Raw genomic sequence first — 22,741 nt, 5'->3', positions numbered from 1 at the left:
AGCCGCTGTCCTGCTGGTTCTCGCCGTGACGGGTCTCCTCCTCGGACTTCCCGCATGGTCGGCGCAGGCAGCGGAGCCGGTCGCGGCTTCGAGCACGCCTTCGAACGCACCCTCGAACGCCGGTGGGGCGGCCCCCGGCGGACGCGTGGTGCTCGTGGGCGTGGACGGCCTGATGTGGACGGACGTCACCGCCAGGAACACCCCGGCCCTGTGGCGGCTCACCGGCCAGGGCGGCGCCGCGGCCATGACCGTCCGCGCGACCAAGCCGAACACCTGCCCCACCGACGGCTGGCTGACGGTGTCGGCCGGGCAGCGGTCGGTCCTGAAGGACGCCGACTGCGTCCTGCCGTCCAACCCGGTGCTGCCGGGCGCCCCGGTGCCGTCCGGGTCGCCCGCTCCCGCGCAGGGCGGCGCGCTGGCCCCCGGCTGGCCCAAGATCGTCAAGGACAACGCCGACTCGTCCTACCAGGCCAAGTCCGGTCTGCTCGGCGAGACCGCGCACCGCGCCGGGATCTGCACCAGCGCGATCGGGCCGGGAGCGGTGTACGGCCTCGCCGACCACTCCGGACGCGTCGACCACTACGTCAGCGGCGTCGGCGCCGCGACCCCGGACGACTGGACGCGCTGCCCGCTCACCGCCGTGGAGATCGACGACGTGTTCCGCGTCTACCTCGCCGCCGGGGTGGACGCGAAGGGCGTGCAGGTCCCCGTCGGCCTGGCCGACCGGGCGCGCGCCGCGGCGACGGCCGACCGGCGGGTCGCGCAGGTCCTCGCGAGCGTTCCGGCGGGCACGACCGTGCTGGTCGCGGGCATGTCCGACAACGGGCCGAAGCCGCACCTGCGGGTCGCGCTCGCGACCGGGCCGGGCTTCACCGGGTCGTCCTACCTCTACTCGGACGCGACGCGGCAGCGGGGCCTGGTCACGCTGACCGACGTCACGTCCACGGTCATGCAGTCGCTGAGGCTGCCGGAGCCGGTCGACGCGGTCGGCTCCACCTTCCGCACGCGCGCGACCGACGACTCCGCCGACCGCAAGGTCGAGGTCCTGAAGGACGAGGAGATCGCCGGGCAGGCGATCCGGAGCGCCCAGAGCGGTTTCCTGTCCACGCTGATGGTCGTCCAGCTCGTCGTGTACGTGCTCGCGGCCCTGGCGCTGCGGCGGCGCTGGGGCGGTCCGTCCGCGCGGAGCCGGATCCTCGCCGGCACGCGCGCGGTCGCGCTGCTCGGCGCGTCGGTGCCCGGCGCGTCCTTCATCGCGGGGCTCGTCCCCTGGTGGAAGGCCCCGCACGCGACCCCGGTGCTGATGGCGACGGTCCTGGCGATCAGCGTGGCGATGACGGCCCTGGCGCTCGGCGGCCCGTGGCGGCGGTCGGTGACCACGCCCGGCCTGATCGTCGCGGGCGTCACGGCCGCCGTCCTCGGCCTGGACGTCATGACCGGCTCCAACCTGCAGACGAACTCGCTCCTCGGCTACACGGCCGTCGTCGCCGGACGCTTCTACGGCTTCGGCAATCAGGCGTTCGCCCTGTTCGCGGCCGCGGCCGTGCTGTCGGCGGCGTGGCTGGCGGCCTTCCCGCTGCGGCAGGGACGGCGCTGGGCGGCCGTGCTCGTCGTGGCCGCCGTCGGGCTCGCCGCGATCGCGCTGGACGGCGGGCCGATGTGGGGCGCCGACTTCGGCGGCGTCCTGGCCATGGTCCCGACGTTCGCGCTGCTCGGCCTGATGGTGTCCGGACGGCGCGTGTCGATCGTGAAGCTCGGCCTGTTCGCGGCGGCGGGCGCGGCGGCCGTGCTGCTGCTGTCCTACGTGAACTCGCGCAGCGCGCACCCCACGCACATGGGCAAGTTCTGGAACGACCTGACCGGCGGCGGCGCCTGGACGGTCGTCTCCCGCAAGTTCGATGCGATGGTCGGCAGCCTCGCGTTCTGGCCGATCACGCTGCTGGTCGCCGTCGGGATCGTGGCGCTGTACTTCGTCCTGGCCCGGCCGTCCCGGTTCCGGCACACCTCGGTGCTGACCCGCACCTTCGCCCGCGCGGAGACGATGCGCCCGGCGCTCGTCTGCGGGCTCACCGTCGGCGTGATCGGCACCCTGGTGAACGACTCGGGCATGATCATCCTGACGGTGGCGATGGTGCTGATCGTGCCGCTGTTCGTCGCGGCGGCCGTGCGGGCTACAGAGCTGGACGACGATGGCGCGGGTCCGACCGGAGACCCGTCCACAGAGCCCACACCAGCAAAGCCGTCAGCAACACAGGGATGACCCCCGACCGGACGACGCTGATCAGCCAGTGCAGGTCGTCCGGGAGCCTGGCGGGCACGGGCCCGCGCGCCGGCAGGTAGGCGAGCGACAGCGCAGTCGTGTGCGCGAGCAGCAGCAGGTCGAACCGCGACCAGGGCAGCAGCGCGAGGACGGCCCATCCGAACGCGTCGTACCAGGGCAGTTCGTAGGGCGCGGCGAGCAGCCAGGCCAGCACCAGCGCGGCCGCGACGGCCCGGGCCTCCGCCTGGCGGTCGTCCAGATCGTCCGGCCGGGGCAGGACGCGCGCGAGCGCCCACACCAGGACGGCCCCGAGCACCACCCAGCCGATCTTGACGATCGTCCGGAGCTCGGGCAGCTGCAGGATGGCGATCAGGTGCCAGGGCGTCGCGAGCGAGATCATCCGGCTGGCGCGTTCGACCTGGTCGAGCGAGTTCGGCCCGGCGAGCGCGTACCCGAGCGCGACCGTCGCCGCGGCTCCGCCGGCCAGCGCGACCAGGCTCCACCGCGCGGATCGGTCCGTGCGGACGCGCCGCAGCAGCGTCCAGGCGGGTCCGCCGCCGACGAGCGCGGCGGGCAGCTTGATCGCCGTCCCGAACCCGATCAGGACGCCGCCGAGGAACGCGCGGACCGGACCTCCGGCCGCCCGCGTGCACAGGACGAGCCCGGCGAGCATGGGCGCGGTCGCGAGAACGTCGTTGTGCCCGCCTCCGACCATGTGGAACAGGAGAAGCGGGTTGCACGTCCACATGAGCGCGGAACGCAGCCGTCCGGCGCGGTCGCGGGCCGTCCGGTAGAGGATCAGCCCGGTCAGCCCGAACGCCAGCAGGTTCTGCAGCCCCAGGACGAACACCGTCAGCCGCACCGAGTCCCCGCCGACCCACGACGCGAGGACCTGACCGGCCGTCGCGACCGGCCCGTACACCGACGGCGTCTTCCGCCACTCCTCGGCCGCGCCGATGACCGGGTCGTTCGGGACGTCCGACGCCGTCGTCGAGTACGGATCGTGCCCGGTGGCCGCCATCCGCCCGTAGGACGCGTAGTTCAGATGATCGGCCGACCCGACCGGCGGCATGAACGTGAACGCCGCCGCGACCAGCATCCCCACCATGACCAGCGGAAACGCGCGCACCCGCCACCCGCGCCGGACGGCCAGGAAGCACGCGAGGAGCCCGGCGGCGCCGACGGCCGTCCCGAACGCTGCCAGCCCGATCACCAGGTACGGGGACGGGTGCGCGGTCAGCGAGAACGGCGGCTGCCACTTGGGGCCGGGCAGCGCGGGTTCGAAGACCGACGGCCCGAGCAACGCCGTGACCAGGAAACACGCCAGCGAGACCCCGACCCCGACCAGCCCCGCCAACCCCAGCCCACGCCCGGCGTCCGACGTGCCGATGCCCGTCCCAGGCCCGTCATCAGCCGCACCGCCCCGCGCGGGGGCGCCGGTTTCGGGCGTTTCGCCGGGGGCGGCGTTGCGCGGGGTGGGGTCGTCGCTTGACGCGGCGAAGGCGGCGCCACGTGCGCGTTCGTCGTCGGGCGGAGTCCTCCGACGGGCCGGAGGACGATGCTCGGCGGGGTCGGCCGGTTTCACGGGCGGCGGAAGGCGCGCAGCCGGTCCAGGCGGTTCGCGACGGCGGGCTCGCGGACGGCCAGGGCGCGCGCGACGTCGCGGAACTGGCGGGCGCGGTGCACCTGCGCGTGCCAGTCGGTGCCGGTGGCGCGGTGCGCGAGCGGCACCTCGACCTCGGTCACCCGGAAGCCCTTGTGCAGCAGGTCGATGGTGAGGCCGGTCTCCACGCCGAACCCGGCGGCGAGCGGCCGCGCGGCCTCGAACGCGGCGCGGGTCAGGCAGCGCTGCCCGTTCAGCGGCTGGGTCGGCGTCCAGCCGGTCGCGCGTCGGATGCCGTCCCGGGACAGCCGGACGACGAATCCGTGCCCGCCGAGCTTCACCGTGGCCGAGAACATCGCGATCGTCATGTCGGCCTCGCCCGCGCGCACGGGCGCGACCAGCGGCGCGGCCTCGGCGGCCGTCTCGGCGAGGTCAGCGTCCAGGAACAGCAGGTGGCGGGGCTGGTCACGGCCGTCGTCCAGCAGCCGGACGGCCTCCGCGCCGGTCTCCATCGCCGCGCCCTTGCCCCGGTTGCGGCTGTGCCGGACGACCCGCGCGCCCGCCCGTTCGGCGGCCTTCCCGGTGCCGTCGGACGACCCGTCGTCCACGACCACCACCAGGTCCGCGCCGGGCAGTCCCAGGGCGGCCTCGACCGTCGCGCCGATCCGGTCGGCCTCGTCCTTCGCGGGGATGATCACCGCTACGTCCTGCATGCGCCCGATCGTAGCGACCGCCACGCGCGCCACGCCGGAACCTGGCCCGACCGCCCGGCGCCGATCGAGCACGTCGAAAGCCCTTCCCCAGGGGCGGAGGCGTGATCAGGAGAGGGGAGGGCGCGTGGCGATGACCACAAGGACGGAGCGTGTCCAGGGCGCGCGAAGGCCGGACGGCGCGGGTGCGCGCCGTCCGGCCGGGCCGTCAGGTCGTGGGACCGTCAGAGAGTGTCGAGGGCCGGCACGGCGTCCACCACGGTGAACACCGTGTCGAGCCCGGTGACCTGCAGGATGCGCTTCACGGCGGGACGCGGTGCGGCCAGTTCCAGCGCGCCGCCCTGCTCCTTGATCCGCTTCATCGCGGAGAGCAGGACGTTCATGCCGGTCGAGTCGCAGAATTCCACACCGCTCAGGTCGACGGTGATGCGGTCCGCCTGGTCGCGCAGCAGGCCCGCGAGTGCGGCCTGCAACCGGGGCGCGGTGTACAGGTCCAGCTCGCCGGTCGCCGTGACGACGGCGTGACCTCCCTGAGATGCGGTCGAGACATTGAGCTCCACGACGGGCACACTATCGGGCGAACGGCCCCCGAGCCAGAGAGTTGGCCAAGTCCTCGTGTCGCATGGGCGTGTCCCGCGCGCCGCGACGGTGTGTTGCGAAGGGGGTGACGGGGTGTTACATCCCAGATGTCCGGAAGGTCGTCGTGGTGGGTGCTGGATCTTGGGCTTCTTGGCCGTGTCCGGACCCGGGATCTGCGTCATTCACCCCCCGCGACCTGCCCGCATGGGGGACCGTAGGGCCGTGGCCGTGCGGAGGGGGTGTGCCACCATGAGGACCCGGCAGGGTGCGGATCCCCGCGAGCTCCGGCTTCGCGACCGCCTCGAATCGATCCGGACGCGTTCGGAGAAGGCCAACTCCTGGCGCTCGGCCACCCGGTACCTCGGCCAGCTGGTGAACCGGTCCGGATTCGTCCCGATCCGCGCGCGCCTCTCACGTGAGGACCTGACGTTCCTGTCGGGCGCGCGGGACGAGGTCATGATGTTCACCGAGCTCACGCTGCGCCTGGTCGACCTGCACCGGCCGCAGGACGCGGGCGGCATCACCAGCGACCCGAACAACCCGATCCGGCGCTGCCGGGCCTGCATGTGGCGCTGGCCATGCCCGACGTTCCGGGCCGTCGAGGAGTCCCTCGAACCGTAGACGGCGCTCGCCTGGAGCGAGGACGTCCGATGAGAGACCCCCTGACGTGCGCCGGGCCGCCGCGCGTCAGGCGGGGACGGCGGCGGGGAGGCTGACCTCGAAGCGGCAGCCGGGGCCCGTGTTGGTGACGCCGATCCGTCCGGAGTGGGCCTCGACGATGCCGCGGGCGATCGCGAGGCCGAGGCCCCCGCCGCCGCCGGGCGTGCGGGCGGTCTCGCCGCGGAACGCGACGTCGAAGACGCGCGGGAGGTCCTCGGCGGGGATGCCGCCGCAGGCGTCGGCGACCGTGACCCGGGCCTCGCCCTCGACGAGCTCGGCGGAGATCTCGATCGAGCAGTCCCCCGGGGTGTGCCGGATCGCGTTCACCACCAGGTTGCGCAGGGCGCGGCCGAGTTCCGACGCGTCCACCTGGACGGGGCCGCCGGCGGACACCTCACCGGTCAGCCGGACGCCCTTCGCGCTGGCCAGCGGCTCTGCGCCCGCGACGGCCTCGGCGACCAGGTCGGCCAGGCCGACGCGCTCGCGGGACAGCCGCAGCGCGCCCGCGTGGATGCGGGAAAGCTCGAACAGGTCGTCCACCAGCTCGGCCAGCCGCTCCACCTCGACGCGCATCCGGCCGTGGTAGCGGTGGACGGTCTCCGGATCGGCGACGACCTCGTCCTCCAGGGCCTCGGCCATCGCGCGCAGCCCGGCGAGCGGGGTGCGCAGGTCGTGGCTGACCCAGGCGACCAGCTCGCGGCGGCTCGCCTCCAGGGCCTGCTCGCGCTCGTGCGACGCGGCGAGGCGCGCCCGCGCCGCCTCGAGCTCGCGGGACAACTCGGCCAGCTCGGCGGGCAGGCGGACGGCGGGCGGCTCGAACGAGTCCGCCCGGACGGCCTCCACGAGCACGCGGTTCGCCGCGACGAGGCGCCTGCCGAGCAGCACCGACACGGCCAGGGCCACCAGCCCGGCCGCCGACACCACCCACAGGACGACGGTCAGGTCGTGCTCGTTGAGCAGCATCATCAGCGAGATCACGACGATCCCGGACACCGTCGCCAGGACGGTCGCGACCCCGACGACGGTCAGCTGCGTCGCCACGGACCGTCCGCGCAGCAGGTGCAGGGTCAGCAGTCCCACGGCCGCGACCACCACGGCCGCCAGCGCGGAGTACCAGGCGACCCAGACGAGATCAGCGAGAGGGATCATCCAAGCCCCTCCCGGGGTCGTCCTGCCCCGCCGCCTCCGGAGGGGATTGATCTTCGGTGGACGGATCGTAGCGGTAGCCCACCCCCCAGACGGTGACCAGGCGGCGCGGGGCGGCCGGGTCCGGCTCCAGCTTCTCGCGCAGGCGGCGGACGTGGACGGTCACGGTCGCCGAGTCGCCGAAGGACCAGCCCCACACCCGGTCGAGCAGCTCCTCGCGGGTGAAGGCGCGGCCCGGGTTGCGCAGCAGGAAGGCGAGCAGGTCGAACTCGCGGGCGGTCAGGGTGAGCGGGGCGCCCGCGAGCGTGGCGGTGTGGGCGTGCTGGTCGAGCTCGAGATCGCCGTCCCGGAGGGGACGGCCCTGCGTGGTCGGGACCACCGCCCCGCGTGCCCGCCGCAGCACCGACCGGACGCGAAGGGCCAGCTCACGCGGGCTGAACGGCTTGGTGACGTAGTCGTCCGCGCCCATCGACAGGCCGACGAGCCGGTCGGCCTCGGCGCCGAGCGCGGTGAGCATCACGACCGGGACGGTCGTGGTCTCGCGGAGCCTCCGGCACACCTCCAGGCCGTCCATGCCGGGCAGCATCAGGTCGAGGACGACCAGGTCGGGCGGGTTCTCGTGGGCGCGCCGCAGCGCCTGGAGACCGTCGGCCACGCACTCGACGGCGTGCCCGTCGCGGACCAGGTAGCGGGCGACGACCTCGGCGACCGTGGGGTCGTCGTCGACCACGAGGATGCGTCCGGCCTCCTCCGGCGCGGCGGCGGGGGCCGCGGTCCGGGGGCGTCCGGCGGGCGCGGGGGTGACGGGACGCCCGCTGGATGGGGTGGCGGCCGGGCGTCCGGAGGGCGCGGAGGCGGCCGGGCGTCCGGAGGGCGGGGTGGCGGAACGTCCGGCGGGGGCGGGGCGCGTCGGTGAACTCACAGGTCCACGGTAGGCGCGACGTGGGAAATCACACCGTCGCGTCATCACTCCGTAAGAAGTTCGGCAGGGGAACGTCCCTTGGACGGCGAGGGAGGGAGCGTTCCGTGGGTGCTGAGTGGCCGTGCACGGACGCCTTGAATCGGGGCGGAGGGGCTGCACCGGGGAGCGATGGTGGTTTTAATGGTCAAATGCACCAGCCGACCCCCGCCGTCCCCCCAGCCGCACCGTTTCCGCCGCCGTCGCCGCGTCCGGGCCGTCCGGCCGGATCCCGGGTGCTGCCCGCCCTCCTGGCGATCGTCGCGGGCGGCGCGGCGAGCACCCTCGTCGTCACGATCATGAGCTATCTGGCCGTGCGTTCCCTGAGACAGGGCATCGCGGATGGCTCGGCCCCCGGGTTCATGGTCTCCGACACCTACTTCTACATCCAGATCGTCCTTGCCGGTCTGATCGTCGGGCTGCCGCTGCTGGCCGTCCGGTCGGCCAATTTCGTGGTGCCGGTCGTCGCGGCCGTCGCCGCCTTCGTGGCACTGCGCGTCGGATTCCTCATGGGCGGCGTGCTCTACGACGCCGGCGCCCACTTCGGCGTCATCCTCTCGGAGTCCTTCAAGCACATGCAGGCCAGGGAGCTGATCGCTCCGGTCGTGGCGCTGCTGGCGGCCGGAGGCGGAACCCTGCTCGGGATGTCGCGCGCGTCGTCGGCCGGTCCGGCCATGCCCATGCCCGCTCCCGGGGCTCCCGCGATGGCACCGCCTCCCGGGGCTCCGATGATGGGCGCTCCCGGTGCGCCCGGAGCGCCTGGTGCGCCGCAGTGGGGTGCGCAGCAGCCGCCGCCTCCCAGTGGGCAGCCGTTCAGCACGCAGCCTCCTGGACAGAGCGGTGCTCAGCCTCAGCCGTTCGGCGCGGCTCCCGGGTTCGCGCCCCCGCAGCAGGCGCCGTCCGGGCCGTATGCGCAGCCCACGCCGTATGCGCAGCCCGCGCCGGGTGCGGTTCCGCCCCCGCCGTTCGCACCTGCCGCGCCTCAGGCCGCTCCTGCCCCCGCGCCCGCTGCTCCTGCGGATGCCGCTCCGGGTGTTTCTGGAATGGAGGCTCCAAAGACCATGATGGACATGAGTCGGGCGGCGCTTGACGGCGCCGGTGCCAGGCCTGCGGACGCGGAGGCGCCCAAGGCGTCGCCCATGACGCAGCTCGATCAGCCCCTTCCCGAGACGTCCGATAAGAAGGACGCCTAGGACGCGCGAGAAGGCGAAGAACGAGGCGGGCCAACGTGTCAGGTGGCCCGCCTCGTGCGCGCTCAGGGGGGAGTACCGGGGGCGTCCCCCTGGGGCCTCAGGGTTTCCCTAAGGGGCGGGTAGGGGTCGAGGTCGTCCTCCAGAGTGATGACGACGAGTGCGTTTCGCGCCTAGATTTGACGGCATGGGACGCACAATCCTGACAATCGTTGGTGTCATCATCGCGCTGTGGCTGGCCTTCACCGTGGTCGGCGCAATCCTGTCGATGCTGAAGTTCTTCTTCATCATCGGCTTCTTCGCCGTCGTCATCACGCTCGTGGTCACCCTGGTCTCCAAGAGCTCGCGGCGACGCTAACCGTTTCCTCCGACTTCGCGGCTGGGAAAAGTACTGCTGGAACCGCTTGTCCCGGGACGCCGATGGCCCGATGATGCCCTCACCGCCAGGTGCCGGGCGGCGCGGGCGGGGCGTCGGTGAGAAGGGCGGGTCCATGCCGGTGTTGACCGAGATTCTCCGCGAACGGGCGCACGGGCGTCCGGACAAGATCGCCTTCCACGCGGGCGACCGCGCGGTCACCTACCGGGAGTTCGACGGACGGGTCGACCGGGTGGCGGCGGCGCTCGCGGCGTCCGGCGTCGGGCCCGGCGACCGGATCGCGATCCTCGACAAGAACTCCCTCGAACACGCCGAGCTGCTGTTCGGCGCGGCCCGGATCGGGGCCGTCCTGGTCCCGGTCAACTACCGGCTCGCGCCGGACGAGGTGGCGTTCATCGTCACCAACGCCCGCGCGCGAGTCCTGGTAGTGGGGCCCGAGTTCGTTCCCGTTCTGGACGCGCTGAAGGATCGCCTCGAACACGTGACCCGGACTCTCGTGGTCGGGCCCGACTACGAGGAATGGGTCGGGACGGGAACGTCCGCACCGCCCGCGCACGAGGCGAAGCCCTCGGATGTGTTCGTGCAGATCTATTCGTCCGGGACGACGGGCCTGCCCAAGGGCGTGATGCTCACCCACGACAACTTCGCCACCGCGCTACCGATCACCCAGGAGCTGTGGGGGCTGGACGAGTCGTCCGTCCTGATGGTGGCGATGCCGCAGTACCACGTGGCCGGGAGCATCCTCACCGTCGGAGTCCTGTTCGACAGCCTGACCGGTGTGATCGGACGCGAACCCGACCCCGTCCTCATCGCGCGCGCGATAGAGCGGCACAAGGTCACGCACATCTTCCTCGTCCCGGCACTGCTGCAGTTCATGCAGATGCTGCCGGAAGTCGCCGAGCGCGACCTGTCCAGCCTGCGGCTGCTGCTGTACGGCGCGTCCCCGATCAGCGACGACGTGCTTCGGGGCGCGATCTCGATGCTGCCCGGCACCGCGTTCATGCAGGTCTACGGGCTGACGGAGACCACCGGCGCGATCACCTACCTGCCCGTCGCCGACCACGACCCGGACGGTCCGAAGACGGCCCGGCTGCGCAGCGCGGGCATCCCGTACCCGGCCTGCGACCTGCGCATCGCCGACCCGGCGACGCTGGAGGAGCTGCCCGCGGGCGAGGTCGGCGAGATCCTCTGCCGGACGCCGCAGAACATGGTCGGCTACTGGGACCTGCCCGCCGCGACGGACGCCGCGCTGCTCCCGGACGGCTTCTTCCGCACCGGCGACGCGGGCTACCTGGACGAGGACGGCTACCTCTTCATCCACGACCGCGTGAAGGACATGATCATCTCGGGTGGGGAGAACATCTACCCGGCCGAGGTCGAGAACGTCCTGATGGGGCACCCGAAGGTGACCGACTGCGCGGTGATCGGCGTCCCGGACGAGCGCTGGGGCGAGACCCCGAAGGCCCTGGTCGTGGCGTCCGGCGACCTCGGCCCGCACGACCTGATCGACTACTGCCGGGCGCGCCTGGCGCACTTCAAGTGCCCCTCGACGGTCGAGTTCCGCGACGTCATCCCGCGCAACCCCACCGGGAAGATCCTCAAGCGCGAGCTCCGCGCGCCCTACTGGGAGGGCCAGGACCGCTCCGTCCACTGACACCCGCGCGCGCACGAGCCTCCACTTGAAGGCTCGTGCGCACGTGCCGTGTCTGCCCGGTCCGTGCGGAGCCTCGTGCGCGTGCGGAGGCTTGCGCGTGCGGAGGCTCGTATGCGGGGGCTAGGCGAAGCGGATGGTGGCGGTGATGGGGCGGTGGTCGGACGAGCGGACCGGGGACGCCGGGACGCCGCAGCCGAGCTGGGCGGACCGGGTCGCGAAGAGGTAGTCGGTCTTCTCGGTGGCCTTGCCCGAGTCGTCCTGGAGCGTCGGGTCGCCCACGCGCTGGCCGCCGCACTCGGAGTAGATGCTGTAGAACGCGTCCAGGGACTTCGCGCGCGGCTTGTCGGTGAAGTCGCCGCCGATGATCACGCGGTCGGCGTCGGCGAGGCCGAGCACGGTCTGGGTCTGCTTGGGACGCCACGTGCCGTCCGGGTCGTCCCCGGGCTCGGCTGAGCTGAACTGCGCGGTGCAGACCCGCGCGCCCCACGCCCGGACCGTTCCGCAGACCGCGATCCGGCCGTGTCCGGGCTCGGACGGCAGGCCGGTGTGCTGGACGTCGGTGAGGGGTTCGCGGGTGGCGATGGCGAGGCCGAGCCGTCCCTGGCCGTTCACGCAGAGGCGGTCGGTGCGGTCGTCGCCGGCGGGCTGCGGCGCGAACGTCCAGCTCCAGGACTTCGTCCGGTCGAGCGCCTTCAGCGACTTGACCTGCGCCGAGCACACCCGCTGCAGCAGCAGCGCGTCCGGCTGGACGACCTTCCCGGCCACCGCGGACGAGGCGAGCTGTTTGTCGATCTTGTGGACGAGGTCGTCCGGGGCGCCGCCGAGGGGGCAGCCGGGCTCGGCGTCGCCGCAGACGTCCCAGGTCACGGCGGTGACCGAGACGGGGCCTTCGGCGCCGGACTGGGGTCGTCCGGCGTCGGTCGACCCGAGGGCCGGGCTCTTCTCGATCGCCGCACCGGCACCGGCCAGGGCGACGACGACGCCGGCGCCGGCGACGGCGAGCAGGGGAATCAGGGCGCGGGGGGCTCGCACACGTACTCCATCAGGGGTCAGCGGGGGTTGGGGGAATCCCACCACATCAAGATCGACCTCGCCATCAGAACGAGACGACCATCTCGGACAACCTACGCCCAACGCGGACGTTCTAGAGCCTTCTCCGTCGAGTCGGGCCGGTGACGGGGGGACGCCGCAGCTCCGAACGGCGTCCCCCCGTCCTCCCCGGCGCCCGCGGCCCTGCCGCGGGACGCGCCGGCCGATGGCCCCGCTCTCCGCCGAGCCGGCATCAGGGAGCCGCGATCCCGGCACGGGGGCCGGGACCGTGGTCGGGATCCGGGCCGCCGAGCCCGTGACCGGAGTCGGAGAACGTCCCCGTCCGCCGGATGGTGTGCCAGCGCAACCGCGTCCCGAGCACCGCCGTGACGACGGACTGCACGACGACCAGGTACAGCAGCTGCCGCAGGACGATCTGCTGGAGCGGCATCGTCCACAGCGGGCGCAGCTTCTCGCCGTCCAGCCAGAGCGCGTACCCGCCCGCCGCGACCTGCGCGAGCGCGAACAGCGCCCACATCGTCAGCGGCGCGACCGGGTTCATGAACGCCAGGCCGAACAGGGCGAACAGGTCCACCGCGGGCGCGAACAGCGGCAGGACGACCTGGAAGGTCGCCAGGTAGAGCAGGCAGCGGCGGCCGAACGGCCCGCGCTCGATCACCGCGCGCCGGTGCTTCCACATGGCCTGGAGCGTTCCGTAGCACCAGCGGTAGCGCTGCCGCCAGAGCTGCCGCAGCGAGTCCGGCGCCTCGGTCCAGGCCAGCGCGTGCTCGGAGTAGACGACGCGCCAGCCGCCACGGCAGATCGCCATGGTGAGGTCGGTGTCCTCGGCGAGCGTGTCGGTCGGGACGCCGCCGACCGACACCAGCGTCCGGCGGCGGAACGCGCCGATCGCGCCGGGGATGGTCGGCATGCAGCGCGCGAGGTCGAACATCCGGCGGTCCAGGTTGAACCCGATGACGTACTCGAGGTGCTGCCACTTCCCGAGCAGGCCCTTGCGGTTGGCGACCTTGGTGTTGCCGCTGACCGCGCCCACCGCCGGGTCGGCGACGAGCGGCGCGACCAGGTGCCGGATGGTGTCGCGCTGGAACACGGTGTCGCCGTCCACCAGCACCAGGAACTCGCCGTGCGAGGCGGCGATCCCCACGTTGAGCGCGTCCGGCTTGCCGCCGTTGGGCTTGCGGATCAGCCGGACGCCGGGCAGCGTGAGCCCCTCGACGATCTCGGCCGTCCGGTCGCTGGACCCGTCGTCCACCACGATGATCTCGAACGGCCCGGGATAGTCGGTGTCCAGGAGGGACCGGACGGTCGCCGCGATCCCCGCCTCCTCGTTGTAGGCGGGGACGATCACCGTCACCGACGGCGCGACGTCCTGCCTGGACGGCACGCCGAGGGCGTTCAGGGCGGAGACCGGTCCGTCACGCGGCCGCAGCACCTCCGGCAGCTGAGTGCGCCGCGCCCGCTGCCGGTGCACGTGCGCGAACAGCAGCAGGACGGCCAGCCGCAGCGCGGCCAGCACCCCGGCGATCACGAACAGGATCCGCATCCAGTCGGTGAGCGCGGACGCCGTGCGCTGCGCCGCGACGAGCGTCCAGCCGATCGCCTTCTCGGACGCGGTGGCGGGCACGTCCGCCGTGGGCAGGCCCATCGCCTGCGACACGGTCGTGAACCGGTAGCCGCGCGCCTGCAGCTTGACGATCACCTGCTCGACGGCGGCGATCGTCTCGGTGCGGTCGCCGCCCGCGTCGTGCAGCATCACGATCGCGCCCCGGCCGTCCTTCTCGGCGGACAGCGCCGACTGGACGATCTTGTCGACGCCGGGCTTCTGCCAGTCCTCGGTGTCCCGGTCGGTGAGGACGAGCAGGTAGCCGTCCCGTCCGGCCCGCTCGGCGGCGAGCCACTCCGGGTTGGACAGGCCGTCCGGGATCGAGGAGTACGGCATGCGGAGCAGGCGGGTGTGCTTCCCGGTGGCACCGGCGAGCGCCCGCTGCGTCAGGTCGAGTTCGAGCCGGTTGCGCCAGGCGGGCGCGGTCGCCATGTCGATGTGCGTGTAGGTGTGCGAGCCGATCTCGTTGCCCTCGGCGAGCATGCGCTTGGCCAGGGCGGGCTGCTGCGCGATGTGCGCGCCGATGGAGAAGAACGTCGCCTTGGCGTTGTGCCGCTTCAGGACGTCCAGGAGGCGGGGCGTCCACTTCGGGTCGGGGCCGTCGTCGAAGGTCAGCGCGATCGTCTTCGGCGGCGTCCGCAGGCTGTGCGGGGTGCCGCCGGCCATGTTCACCACCGGCCCGCCGGACGTCACCGCGGCGGGCGCGGGGGCGGGCTCGCCCTTCGGCTCGTGTCTCGGCGACTCGCCGACGGCGCCGTTCGCGAACCCGTCCAGCAGAAGGAGCGTGATCAGCGCGAGGCTGCCGAGCCCCATGAGCACCCAGTGCCCGCGCGGCTCCCGCGCCCGATCCGCCGCCGACACGCCACGCCGTCCCCGCTTCTTTCGGGAGCGTCCGTGTTCGGGCGCTCGCCCCGGACGGCCTCGCTTGGCCTGATCGGGGACTTGGGCCCGCCGCCGTCCGCGCGCGCTGGCGGGACCACGCCGACGACCTGCCCTGTCGTCGGAGCTGCCATGCGCGTCGGCGGACGGCGGCGGGGGTTCGGAGGGATCCATGGATCAGCCGGCCGTCTTCGGGTGCTTGGTCTGCCCCGGAGGCGTCGCCGGGCGGTTGCCCGGGTGGGACCGGGTCGGCGAGGGCGCCGCCGACGTGGCCGGAGCGGAGGAGGACGAGGGGTTCGGAGCCGAGGAGGGGGTGGAGGAGCCGGTCGGAGCCGGACTCCGGTCACCGGTCGTCCGCCCGCCGTTCCCGGACGGCGCCGTCACCGGCGGCTTCGCGGCGGGCCGGATCTGGCCGCCCGGGATGCTCTTCGGCTGCAGGGCGGGAGCCGTGCTCTTCTTGTGGTGCTCCACGCCCGGGACGGCCGTCCACGGCGTCCCCGGGACGCTCGCCCCGGTCGCGACGCCGATGCCGATCGCGATCAGGAACACCGTGAGCAGCCCGCCGCACGCGACCCCGGCGCGGCGGCCGATCCGGCGGCGGCGTCCGGACAGGTCCACGAAGACGGGCGCGGCCTCGACGTCCTCGGACGTGGGGCCGGTCGGGGCCGTCCACGCCGGGGTGGCGGGGGCGGGGCTCAGGACCTCGGCGGACGCGCCGTGCGGCGAGTACACCAGCGTGTCGCCCGGCTCGGGAGTGCCGCGCGAGGGCGTGTGCTCGCCGGTGGGGGAAACGCCGTTGGGCGTGGAGGCGCCGTGGGGCGCGGTGGACGGCCCGGCGGGCGCGTGGGGGCGCGCGGCCGGGTCGGCCAAGGAGATCGTGTCGCTGTCCATGGGCTCCGTCGTCGTGTGTGGCGGGGTCACCGGCCGGGGAACCGGTGACCCCGCGCGGACCGCGTCCGGCGTGACGGGGGCGGCGCCGGGGGCGTTCGCGGTCTCAAGGGGTTCAGCGCCGATCCCTCCGCATGTGTCACACCTACTCCCAACTGATTGCAGAATGGCGGTCGTGAACGAAGCGGCGGAGACCGACGACGGCCCGCTCGACCGTGCCGTGGAGGCGGCCCGGGCGGGCGACGAGGCCGCCTTCCGCCTGCTCTACCGGGATGTGCAGCCCCGGCTGCTGCGCTACGTCCGGGGCATGGTGGGCGAGGACGCCGAGGACGTCGCGTCCGAGGCGTGGCTCCAGATCTCCCGGGACCTGCGCACCTTCGAGGGCGGGATCGACGGGTTCCGCGGCTGGGCGGCCACCGTCGCCCGGCACCGGGCCCTGGACCATCTGCGCGCCCGGTCCCGGCGTCCGGTCGCCGACCAGCCGATCGACGACCTGATCACCAGGCCCGCCGAGGCCGACACCGCCGTCCAGGCGATGGACGGCCTGGCCACCGACCGGGCGCTCGCGATGATCGCCGGGCTCCCGGCCGACCAGGGCGAGGCGGTCATGCTCCGGGTCGTCCTCGGACTGTCCGCGCCCGCGGCCGCGAAGGTGCTCGGCAAGAAGCCCGGCGCGGTCCGCACCGCGGCCTACCGGGGGCTCCGTCGGCTGGCGTCCCAGCTCACGCGCCCGCGCGAGGCGGCCCAGTCCACGCGCGCGGACGGCCGGACCCGTGCCCGCCAGGGTGACGCCACAGCCCCGCGCGGCGCTGAAAGAGATAGTTGACAACTCCCCGACCAGCACGGACGGGGATCGCGACCGCTCACCGAAAGGGGGTGTTCAGGCTGAGGAACCTGACACATCGGCCCGTCGAACCATGCGCACGTCCGCGCGGCGTCCCCCGGCCCGCGCCCCCGGACGGTCCTCAGGCGTCCGCGGAGGACGGCGGTGCGGGCACGATCCCTGCGTCCCGCTTCGCCGAAAACGCCACACGCCGTCGAATGCCCGGCCTTTCCGGACCCTGCGAAGAACTCCCGGCGGCGAGAATCGGATCAGGTGTACCGGACGTCCGCGAGCGGCGCGTGCCGACGGCGGACGGGTACGAGAGAACCACGCGCATGGAGGTCGTGTTCCGCACCGGACCGGACGCTCATGCCTCCATGGTCAAGGAGAGCCGATGAACGACCGGCACCCCGATGATGAGCTCACTCCGGAGGCCGCCGACCGCCTCCTCGACGCCTTTTCCTCCGGCTTCCGGCCGGACGTCACGGACCCGCTGACCGCCCTGCTGTCCGCCGCGTCCGCACCCGGCCGTCCGGACGAGCTGGCCGGCGAGGCCGCCGCCGTCGCCGCCTTCCGCTCGTCCGCCGCCGCGCCCGCGCCGTCCCCGGCGGCGGACGCGACGCGGGTGCTGCCCGCCGCGCGTGGACGCCACCGCGTCGGCGGCCGCGGACTGAAACGCCTGCTCACGGTCAAGGTCGTCATCGCGGCGCTGGCCGCCGCGTCGCTCGGAGGAGTCGCGCTGGCGGCGGGCACCGGGAACCTTCCCGGCCAGACCCCCGGCCACTCGCACCCGTCGCCGCACCCGAAGACGTCCGGGAGCCACGGCGGGACGGAGCAGACGTCCGGCGCCGATCCGGCGAGCCCGTCCACCACGCATGGCCCGACCGTGTCCGGGCCGTCCGCGCCGTCCACCGGCAAGCCGTCCGGCAAGGAAAAGGGCGGCGAAGGAAACGGAAGCAGCCACCCAGGTAATCCGCACGGCCAGCCGCCGAAGAGCGGAAAGCCCACCACCCCTCCCGGGAACGGCAACGGAAACGGCAACGGGAATGGGAACGGGAAGGGCAACGGAAACGGGAACGGCAATGGAAATGGGAACGGCAAGGGGAAGGGCGGAGGCGGCGGCGAGACCGGTCAGTCGCCGAACGACCTCACGCCCAACAACGGGAAAAGCCCCAACCCCGCCCGCGGGTAGCCCCTGCGCCCACGGGTAGCCCTGAACGAACGAACCGGGCCCGCCGTCCATCGTGGACGGCGGGCCCGGCTCGTCTTTTCCTAGTCGAGCAGCCCGATGACGGTGCCCGCGCCGACGGTCCGGCCGCCCTCGCGGATCGCGAAGCCGAGCCCCTCGGCCATGGCCACCGGACGCCCCAGCTCGACGGTCATCTCGACCGAGTCGCCGGGCATCGCCATGGCGCCCTCGCCACCGAGGTCGACGCCGCCGACCACGTCGGTGGTGCGGAAGTGGAACTGCGGCCGGTAGCCGTGGAAGAACGGCCCCTGCCGTCCGCCCTCGGCCGCCGTCAGCACCCGCACCCGGGCCCGGAACCGGCTGTGCGGCCGGATCGAGCCGGGCGCCGCGACCACCTGGCCGCGCCGGATCTGGTCCCGGCGGACGCCGCGCAGCAGCACCGCCGCGTTGTCCCCGGCCTCGGCCCGGTCCATGGTCCGGCCGAACGTCTCCAGACCGGTCGCGACCGTCCCGAAGGTCTCGCCGAACCCGACGACCTCGACCGCGTCCCCGACCCGCAGCGCGCCCTGCGCGACCACGCCCGTCACCACCGTCCCGCGCCCGGTGATCGTCAGCACGCTCTCCACCGGCAGCAGGAACGGCTTGTCGAGCGCCCGCTCCGGCGTCGGCACGTACGCGTCGATCGCGTCGAGCAGGTCGTCGATCCGGGCCGTCCAGTACGGGTCGCCGTCGAGCGCCTTGAGCCCGGACACTCTGACGATCGGGATCTCCTCGCCCGGGAACCCGTACTCCGACAGCAGGTCGCGGACCTCCAGCTCGACCAGGTCGAGCAGCTCGGGGTCCTCGACCGCGTCCGCCTTGTTGAGCGCGACGACGATGTACCGGACGCCGACCTGACGCGCCAGCACGATGTGCTCCCGCGTCTGCGGCATCGCCCCGTCCAGCGCCGAGACCACCAGCACCGCCCCGTCGATCTGCGCCGCGCCCGTGATCATGTTCTTCACGTAGTCGGCGTGGCCGGGCATGTCGACGTGGGCGTAGTGCCTGGTCGCGGTCTCGTAGTGGACGTGCGCGATGTTGATGGTGATCCCGCGGTCCCGCTCCTCGGGGGCTCGGTCGATCCCCTCGAAGGGCACGGCGGACGCCAGGCCGCGCTCGGCCAGCACCTTGGTGATCGCCGCGGTCAGCGTGGTCTTGCCGTGGTCGACGTGCCCCATCGTCCCGATGTTCAGATGCGGCTTGGCGCGCTCGTACAGCTCCTTGGCCATGATCTTCGTCCGTTCTCACTCGAGGTGGTGAGAACCCCGCGCGCACGCGTTCTCTTCCCGCGTGCGAGGGCCGGTGCCACCCCTCTCCGCTGGTTCTCCGGGTGGCACGGAGAGGGGTCAGCCTCGGACGCCGTCGTCGTTGAGGAGGACGGCCGACACCGAGCTCAGCGGACCGAGGTCCGCGAGCTGCGAGGTGCCGGCCGCCAGGAACATGCCACCGAGCGTACGGAGCCGCGCCCCGAATCTCGACCGATTTTCCCGTCCCGTCCCGGCATGCCCGTCAGCAAGATCATCGACCGTGGGGGCGGCGGTCGGAAGCCCCGGATCATGCGCGCATAGACTGCGAAAGGTGACGCAGACGACGAACAGACACCGGGTCACCAGTGAGGTAGGACGGCTCCGCACCGTCCTGCTGCACCGTCCAGGGGCCGAGCTCAAAAGGCTCACCCCCCGCAACAGCGCCAAACTCCTGTTCGACGCGATCCCCTGGGTGGGACGCGCGCAGGAGGAGCACGACGCCTTCGCCCAGGCGCTCCGCGACCGCGACGTCGAGGTCCTCTACCTCTCGGAACTCCTCCAGGACGCCCTGGAGTTCGAGCCCGCCCGGGACGAGGCCATCTCCCAGGTGATCGACGACCAGCGCTGGGGCGACCAGCTCCGCCGCGTCGTCGAGGGCCATCTCCGCGACCTCCACCCCGAGGACCTGGCGCACACCCTCGTGGCGGGCCTCGCGCACGAGGAGCTGAAGACCGCGCACGGCCTGGTCTACCGGCTGATGGACGAGCTCGACTTCATCATCGACCCGCTGCCGGGCCTGCTGTTCACCCGCGACTCCAGCGCGTGGATCGGCGACCGCGTGGCGCTGACGAGCTTCGCGATGCCCGCCCGCCGCAACGAGTCCGCGCTCACCGGGCTGATCTACCGGCACCACCCGCGGTTCGCGGGGATCCAGCCCGTCTACGACCCGTCCATGGAGCACGTCGAGGGCGGCGACATCATGCTGCTCAGCCCCGGCGTCGTCGCCGTCGGCACCGGCGAGCGGACGACCCCGGCGGGCGTCGAGCGGCTGGCCCGCCAGGTCTTCGACGCGGGCCTGGCCCACACCGTCCTGGCCGTCCCGATCGCGCAGGAGCGCGCGACCATGCACCTCGACACCGTCTGCACGATGGTGGACGTCGACACCGTGGTCATGTACCCGCCGGTCGCCTACTCCCTGGAGGCCTTCACGGTCACCGCCTCGAACGGCGACCTGAACATCTCCGGCCCCCGCCTCTTCCTGGACGCCGCCGCCGAGGCGATGGGCCTGGACCGCCTCAAGGTCATCGACACCGGCCTCGACCCCGTGACCGCCGAACGCGAGCAGTGGGACGACGGCAACAACACCCTCGCCGTGGCCCCCCGCGTCTGCGTCGCCTACGAACGCAACGTCGAGACCAACGCCCAGCTGGAGGCCGCGGGCATCGAGGTCATCCGCATCACCGGCAGCGAACTGGGCACCGGCCGAGGCGGCCCCCGCTGCATGTCCTGCCCCATCCTCCGAGACCCCCCACCAGCCCCCTGACCCCCGGACCGACACGTGCCGCCCTCCTAGAGCGGCACGTGCCGCCGCCCCACCGCCGCACCCGCCCGCGCGTCCACCTGACGACACATGCCGCCCACCAGCATCCGACCGAGCCGCGCACACGCCGTCCCCCCACCCAGGCGCGTCCCCATCGCCCGCCCACCGCCCCCGCACGCATGCGCCGCCACCCCACACACATCCGCATGCCCACCGCCCCAAACACACCAGCCGTCGAACGCACCACCCCCTCCCGGATGCACCGACCGCCCGCCCGTCCGCGCCCTCGCCCCGCCAGCACGCGCCACCAGACACAAGCCCGCGCGAGCCTCCCGCCCGGACGAGCCGCCCGAACGGCCGCGCAAGCGTTCCGTCAGCGCGCGCCACCAGACACACGCCCGCGCACGCCTTCCGCCAACGCGCCACCAGACACACGCCCGCACCAGCCGCCCGAACGGACGAGTCGCGCGCTTGGCCGTGCACGCGTTCCGCCAGCGCGCGCCATCAGCCACGCGCCCGCGCCAGCCACTCGAACGGACGAGCCGTCCGCTAGGCCGGGCACACGCCCCGATAGCGCGCGCCATCAGACATACACCCGCGTTGGCCATCCGAACGGACGAGTCGCGCGCTTGGCCGCGCCCGCGTTCCGCTGGCGCGCACCATCAGGCGGGCACGCCGCCTACTGGAGAGCGCCGATCATTAGACCGGACGGGCCGTCTCCGCTGGACCTTCCACCCGTCACGCGGTCGCGCGCTACCTGAACGATCGCACGGGCTATTGGCATCTGACCTGCGCAGATTCCGCCCTCCGCACCACCTGCAGGCAGGAGGCGGGGGCGCATTGCGATTAACGTCGACTCGGCATCCGGGTGTCCACAGGGCACAAAAACGGCCCCCGGGACGAACCCGGGGGCCGGACGTGGAGGCTCGGGCGGTGTCGACGGGGGCACGACAGCGCCCGAGCTTGAAGAGGACCATACAAGGTGAAGAGGTGGTCCGACTAGCCGGGGTATGCCCGACTTGCCGAGGTTTCGTGGCGAACGGCTCCGGGGCCGTCCGGGTCCGGTCCCCCGAGTGGCTCGGCCAGGTCCGCGATCTCGAGAAGGTCGGGCAGCACTCCGGCGGTCACCCGGCGCTCGGCGCCGTAGCGCGGCGCGTGAAGCCGGGCCCACACCGTGGTCGTCCCGTCCTCGTGCCGGACGCCCCACCCTTCGGCGAGCGTCTCGACGATCCCGAGCCCGCGGCCGCCGAGCGAGGACAGCGTTCCCGGCCCGCGCCGCGGCTCCGTGGTGGCGCCCCCGTCACTCACGGCGATCTCGATGAGATCGCCACGCCGAGTCCAGGAGACCCGGACCTGTCCCGAGGGCAGCGGACGCGCGTGCCGCAACGCGTTGCTGATGAGTTCGCTCACGATGACGCTGGCGTCGTCGACGACCGACGGGTCGACTCCCGAGGCCGCCAACTCCGAACCGAGGCGCCTGCGCGCGACCGCGACGCTGGACGGTGCGTGAGGCAGCAATACCGCGCTCGACGCCCTCACCTCCCCCTGGATCCCCGGTCTCGGATGACCCCCGTCATGCCGTTACGACCGAAATGCCCATTACGGCGACGCCCGAAACCGGGGCGAAACACTCGCGCACAGCCCCTCGCCGGCTCCACGCATCCTCACCCCCCGCTCAACGGACCGTCATGATGGATCTATCCAGCACCCGCCTTCTTTACTCCTCGCGCGCACGTTTCGTCCGTCACACCATGCCAACCCCACACTTTTCCGCCCCCACCCCCGCCCTGCCCAGTCAAGACCGTGGCCCGATCCGGCCATCCGCCCAGAGATCACTACTTCTCCCCCAAACCCCCACAACCCACCCACTCCACCCCAACCACGTCCACCCAGCCCCGCCCAAGCCCAAGCCCAGCCCTCGCCCCCAGCTCCCAGCCACCGGCCCCAGCCCAGCTCAGCCACCGGCCCCAGCCCCCTCGCCCCAGCCCCAGCCTCATCTCCCGGCCCGAGCCCAGCTCCCGGCCCGCGGCAACCGGCTCGCGGTCCCCGGCCCGCGGCCTCAGGCCCGTGGCCACCGACCACCGGCCCCAGCCTCGACCCCCAGCTTCCAGCACCAGCCCAGCCCCCGGCCGGCGGCCACCGACCACCGGCCTCAGGCCCGAGCCCAGCTCCCGACCCCCGACCCCCGACCCCCGGCCGCCGGTCACCGGCCCAACCCCCAGCTCCCAGCACCAGCCCAGCCCCCGGCCCGCGGCCACCGACCACCGGCGTCAGGCCCGAGTCCAGTCCTCGGCTCCGGCCACCGACCACCGGCGTCAGGCCCGAGTCCAGTCCTCGGCTCCGGCCA

General features: G+C 73.2%; 18 protein-coding genes. 8 read left to right on the top strand and 10 right to left on the bottom strand.

Going from position 1 to position 22,741, the window contains the following annotated elements; genetic code table 11:
• Positions 1–25: 25 nt before the first annotated feature.
• A complete protein-coding gene (locus AB0L06_RS26050) occupies positions 26–2,260 on the top strand; it encodes a hypothetical protein (RefSeq protein WP_500233712.1) in 2,235 nt (744 codons plus the stop codon).
• Here AB0L06_RS26050 and mptB read toward each other — a convergent pair.
• From mptB to AB0L06_RS26035, 3 genes are all read right to left on the bottom strand, one after another.
• On the bottom strand, positions 2,172–3,617 hold the full coding sequence (mptB, locus tag AB0L06_RS26045) for a polyprenol phosphomannose-dependent alpha 1,6 mannosyltransferase MptB (RefSeq protein ID WP_500233711.1): 1,446 nt from the start codon (positions 3,615–3,617) through the stop codon (positions 2,172–2,174). The two genes, AB0L06_RS26050 and mptB, sit on opposite strands and share 89 nt — an antisense overlap.
• Positions 3,618–3,841: 224 nt before the next feature.
• On the bottom strand, positions 3,842–4,576 hold the full coding sequence (locus tag AB0L06_RS26040; RefSeq protein ID WP_500233710.1) for a glycosyltransferase family 2 protein: 735 nt from the start codon (positions 4,574–4,576) through the stop codon (positions 3,842–3,844).
• Positions 4,577–4,797: 221 nt separating this feature from the next.
• The gene (locus AB0L06_RS26035) at positions 4,798–5,133 is read right to left on the bottom strand and encodes an STAS domain-containing protein (protein ID WP_500233709.1); all 336 of its coding nucleotides are present in this window, start codon (positions 5,131–5,133) and stop codon (positions 4,798–4,800) included.
• A gap of 268 nt (positions 5,134–5,401) precedes the next feature.
• Here AB0L06_RS26035 and AB0L06_RS26030 point away from each other — a divergent pair, with 268 nt between their 5' ends.
• Positions 5,402–5,773, top strand: a complete 372-nt coding sequence (locus tag AB0L06_RS26030) for a hypothetical protein (protein WP_500233708.1) — start codon at positions 5,402–5,404, stop codon at positions 5,771–5,773.
• 66 nt (positions 5,774–5,839) lie between these two features.
• Here the strand turns inward: AB0L06_RS26030 and AB0L06_RS26025 are convergent, their stop codons facing one another.
• Positions 5,840–6,961, bottom strand: coding sequence for a sensor histidine kinase (locus tag AB0L06_RS26025; protein WP_500233707.1), 1,122 nt, complete (start codon positions 6,959–6,961; stop codon positions 5,840–5,842).
• Positions 6,945–7,880 (bottom strand): response regulator transcription factor, encoded by a 936-nt coding sequence (locus AB0L06_RS26020; protein WP_500233706.1) that lies wholly within the window; start codon positions 7,878–7,880, stop codon positions 6,945–6,947. Before AB0L06_RS26020 ends, AB0L06_RS26025 begins: the two co-directional genes overlap by 17 nt.
• Before the next feature lie 188 nt (positions 7,881–8,068).
• Here AB0L06_RS26020 and AB0L06_RS26015 point away from each other — a divergent pair, with 188 nt between their 5' ends.
• From AB0L06_RS26015 to AB0L06_RS26005, 3 genes are all read left to right on the top strand, one after another.
• Entirely contained in the window at positions 8,069–9,109 is a 1,041-nt protein-coding gene (locus tag AB0L06_RS26015; protein WP_500233705.1) for a hypothetical protein, read from the top strand.
• Between the two features lie 184 nt (positions 9,110–9,293).
• Positions 9,294–9,464 carry a hypothetical protein gene (locus AB0L06_RS26010; RefSeq protein WP_500233704.1) on the top strand — a complete coding sequence of 57 codons (171 nt, stop codon included), beginning with the start codon at positions 9,294–9,296 and terminating at the stop codon, positions 9,462–9,464.
• 133 nt (positions 9,465–9,597) lie between these two features.
• On the top strand, positions 9,598–11,136 hold the full coding sequence (locus AB0L06_RS26005) for a long-chain-fatty-acid--CoA ligase (RefSeq protein ID WP_500233703.1): 1,539 nt from the start codon (positions 9,598–9,600) through the stop codon (positions 11,134–11,136).
• Between the two features lie 120 nt (positions 11,137–11,256).
• On the opposite strand, the gene AB0L06_RS26000 is transcribed toward AB0L06_RS26005, so the two are convergent.
• The 3 genes from AB0L06_RS26000 to AB0L06_RS25990 form a co-directional block, all read right to left on the bottom strand.
• Positions 11,257–12,168: an endonuclease/exonuclease/phosphatase family protein gene (locus tag AB0L06_RS26000; RefSeq protein ID WP_500233702.1), complete on the bottom strand. Its 912-nt coding sequence runs from the start codon at positions 12,166–12,168 to the stop codon at positions 11,257–11,259.
• A 250-nt stretch (positions 12,169–12,418) separates the two neighbouring features.
• Entirely contained in the window at positions 12,419–14,650 is a 2,232-nt protein-coding gene (locus tag AB0L06_RS25995) for a bifunctional polysaccharide deacetylase/glycosyltransferase family 2 protein (RefSeq protein ID WP_500233701.1), read from the bottom strand.
• Between the two features lie 195 nt (positions 14,651–14,845).
• Positions 14,846–15,559 (bottom strand): hypothetical protein, encoded by a 714-nt coding sequence (locus AB0L06_RS25990; protein WP_500233700.1) that lies wholly within the window; start codon positions 15,557–15,559, stop codon positions 14,846–14,848.
• Between the two features lie 172 nt (positions 15,560–15,731).
• Between AB0L06_RS25990 and AB0L06_RS25985 the strand changes: the two genes are divergently transcribed.
• Complete coding sequence (locus AB0L06_RS25985) at positions 15,732–16,382, top strand: RNA polymerase sigma factor (RefSeq protein WP_500233699.1); 651 nt, start codon at positions 15,732–15,734, stop codon at positions 16,380–16,382.
• A gap of 391 nt (positions 16,383–16,773) precedes the next feature.
• Positions 16,774–17,571, top strand: coding sequence for a hypothetical protein (locus tag AB0L06_RS25980; protein WP_500233698.1), 798 nt, complete (start codon positions 16,774–16,776; stop codon positions 17,569–17,571).
• Between the two features lie 80 nt (positions 17,572–17,651).
• Here AB0L06_RS25980 and tuf read toward each other — a convergent pair whose 3' ends face one another.
• Complete coding sequence (gene tuf / locus AB0L06_RS25975; RefSeq protein WP_500233697.1) at positions 17,652–18,836, bottom strand: elongation factor Tu; 1,185 nt, start codon at positions 18,834–18,836, stop codon at positions 17,652–17,654.
• A 349-nt stretch (positions 18,837–19,185) separates the two neighbouring features.
• Between tuf and AB0L06_RS25970 the strand changes: the two genes are divergently transcribed.
• The gene (locus AB0L06_RS25970; RefSeq protein WP_500233696.1) at positions 19,186–20,397 is read left to right on the top strand and encodes an arginine deiminase; all 1,212 of its coding nucleotides are present in this window, start codon (positions 19,186–19,188) and stop codon (positions 20,395–20,397) included.
• A 996-nt stretch (positions 20,398–21,393) separates the two neighbouring features.
• On the opposite strand, the gene AB0L06_RS25965 is transcribed toward AB0L06_RS25970, so the two are convergent.
• The gene (locus AB0L06_RS25965) at positions 21,394–21,912 is read right to left on the bottom strand and encodes an ATP-binding protein (RefSeq protein ID WP_500233695.1); all 519 of its coding nucleotides are present in this window, start codon (positions 21,910–21,912) and stop codon (positions 21,394–21,396) included.
• Between the last annotated feature and the right edge of the window lie 829 nt (positions 21,913–22,741).

It is taken from the genome of Spirillospora sp. NPDC052269 (genome assembly GCF_040679435.1).
Taxonomy (GTDB): domain Bacteria; phylum Actinomycetota; class Actinomycetes; order Streptosporangiales; family Streptosporangiaceae; genus Spirillospora.
This window is presented reverse-complemented; position numbering and strand designations above follow the sequence as displayed.

Coding starts and splice junctions, on each gene's coding strand:
- AB0L06_RS26040 (WP_500233710.1), bottom strand. CDS start 4,576: ATGCAGGACGTAGCGGTGATCATCCCCGCGAAGGACGAGGCCGACCGG.
- AB0L06_RS26030 (WP_500233708.1), top strand. CDS start 5,402: ATGAGGACCCGGCAGGGTGCGGATCCCCGCGAGCTCCGGCTTCGCGAC.
- AB0L06_RS26025 (WP_500233707.1), bottom strand. CDS start 6,961: ATGATCCCTCTCGCTGATCTCGTCTGGGTCGCCTGGTACTCCGCGCTG.
- AB0L06_RS26015 (WP_500233705.1), top strand. CDS start 8,069: ATGCACCAGCCGACCCCCGCCGTCCCCCCAGCCGCACCGTTTCCGCCG.
- AB0L06_RS26010 (WP_500233704.1), top strand. CDS start 9,294: ATGGGACGCACAATCCTGACAATCGTTGGTGTCATCATCGCGCTGTGG.
- AB0L06_RS26005 (WP_500233703.1), top strand. CDS start 9,598: ATGCCGGTGTTGACCGAGATTCTCCGCGAACGGGCGCACGGGCGTCCG.
- AB0L06_RS25990 (WP_500233700.1), bottom strand. CDS start 15,559: ATGGACAGCGACACGATCTCCTTGGCCGACCCGGCCGCGCGCCCCCAC.
- AB0L06_RS25980 (WP_500233698.1), top strand. CDS start 16,774: ATGAACGACCGGCACCCCGATGATGAGCTCACTCCGGAGGCCGCCGAC.
- tuf (WP_500233697.1), bottom strand. CDS start 18,836: ATGGCCAAGGAGCTGTACGAGCGCGCCAAGCCGCATCTGAACATCGGG.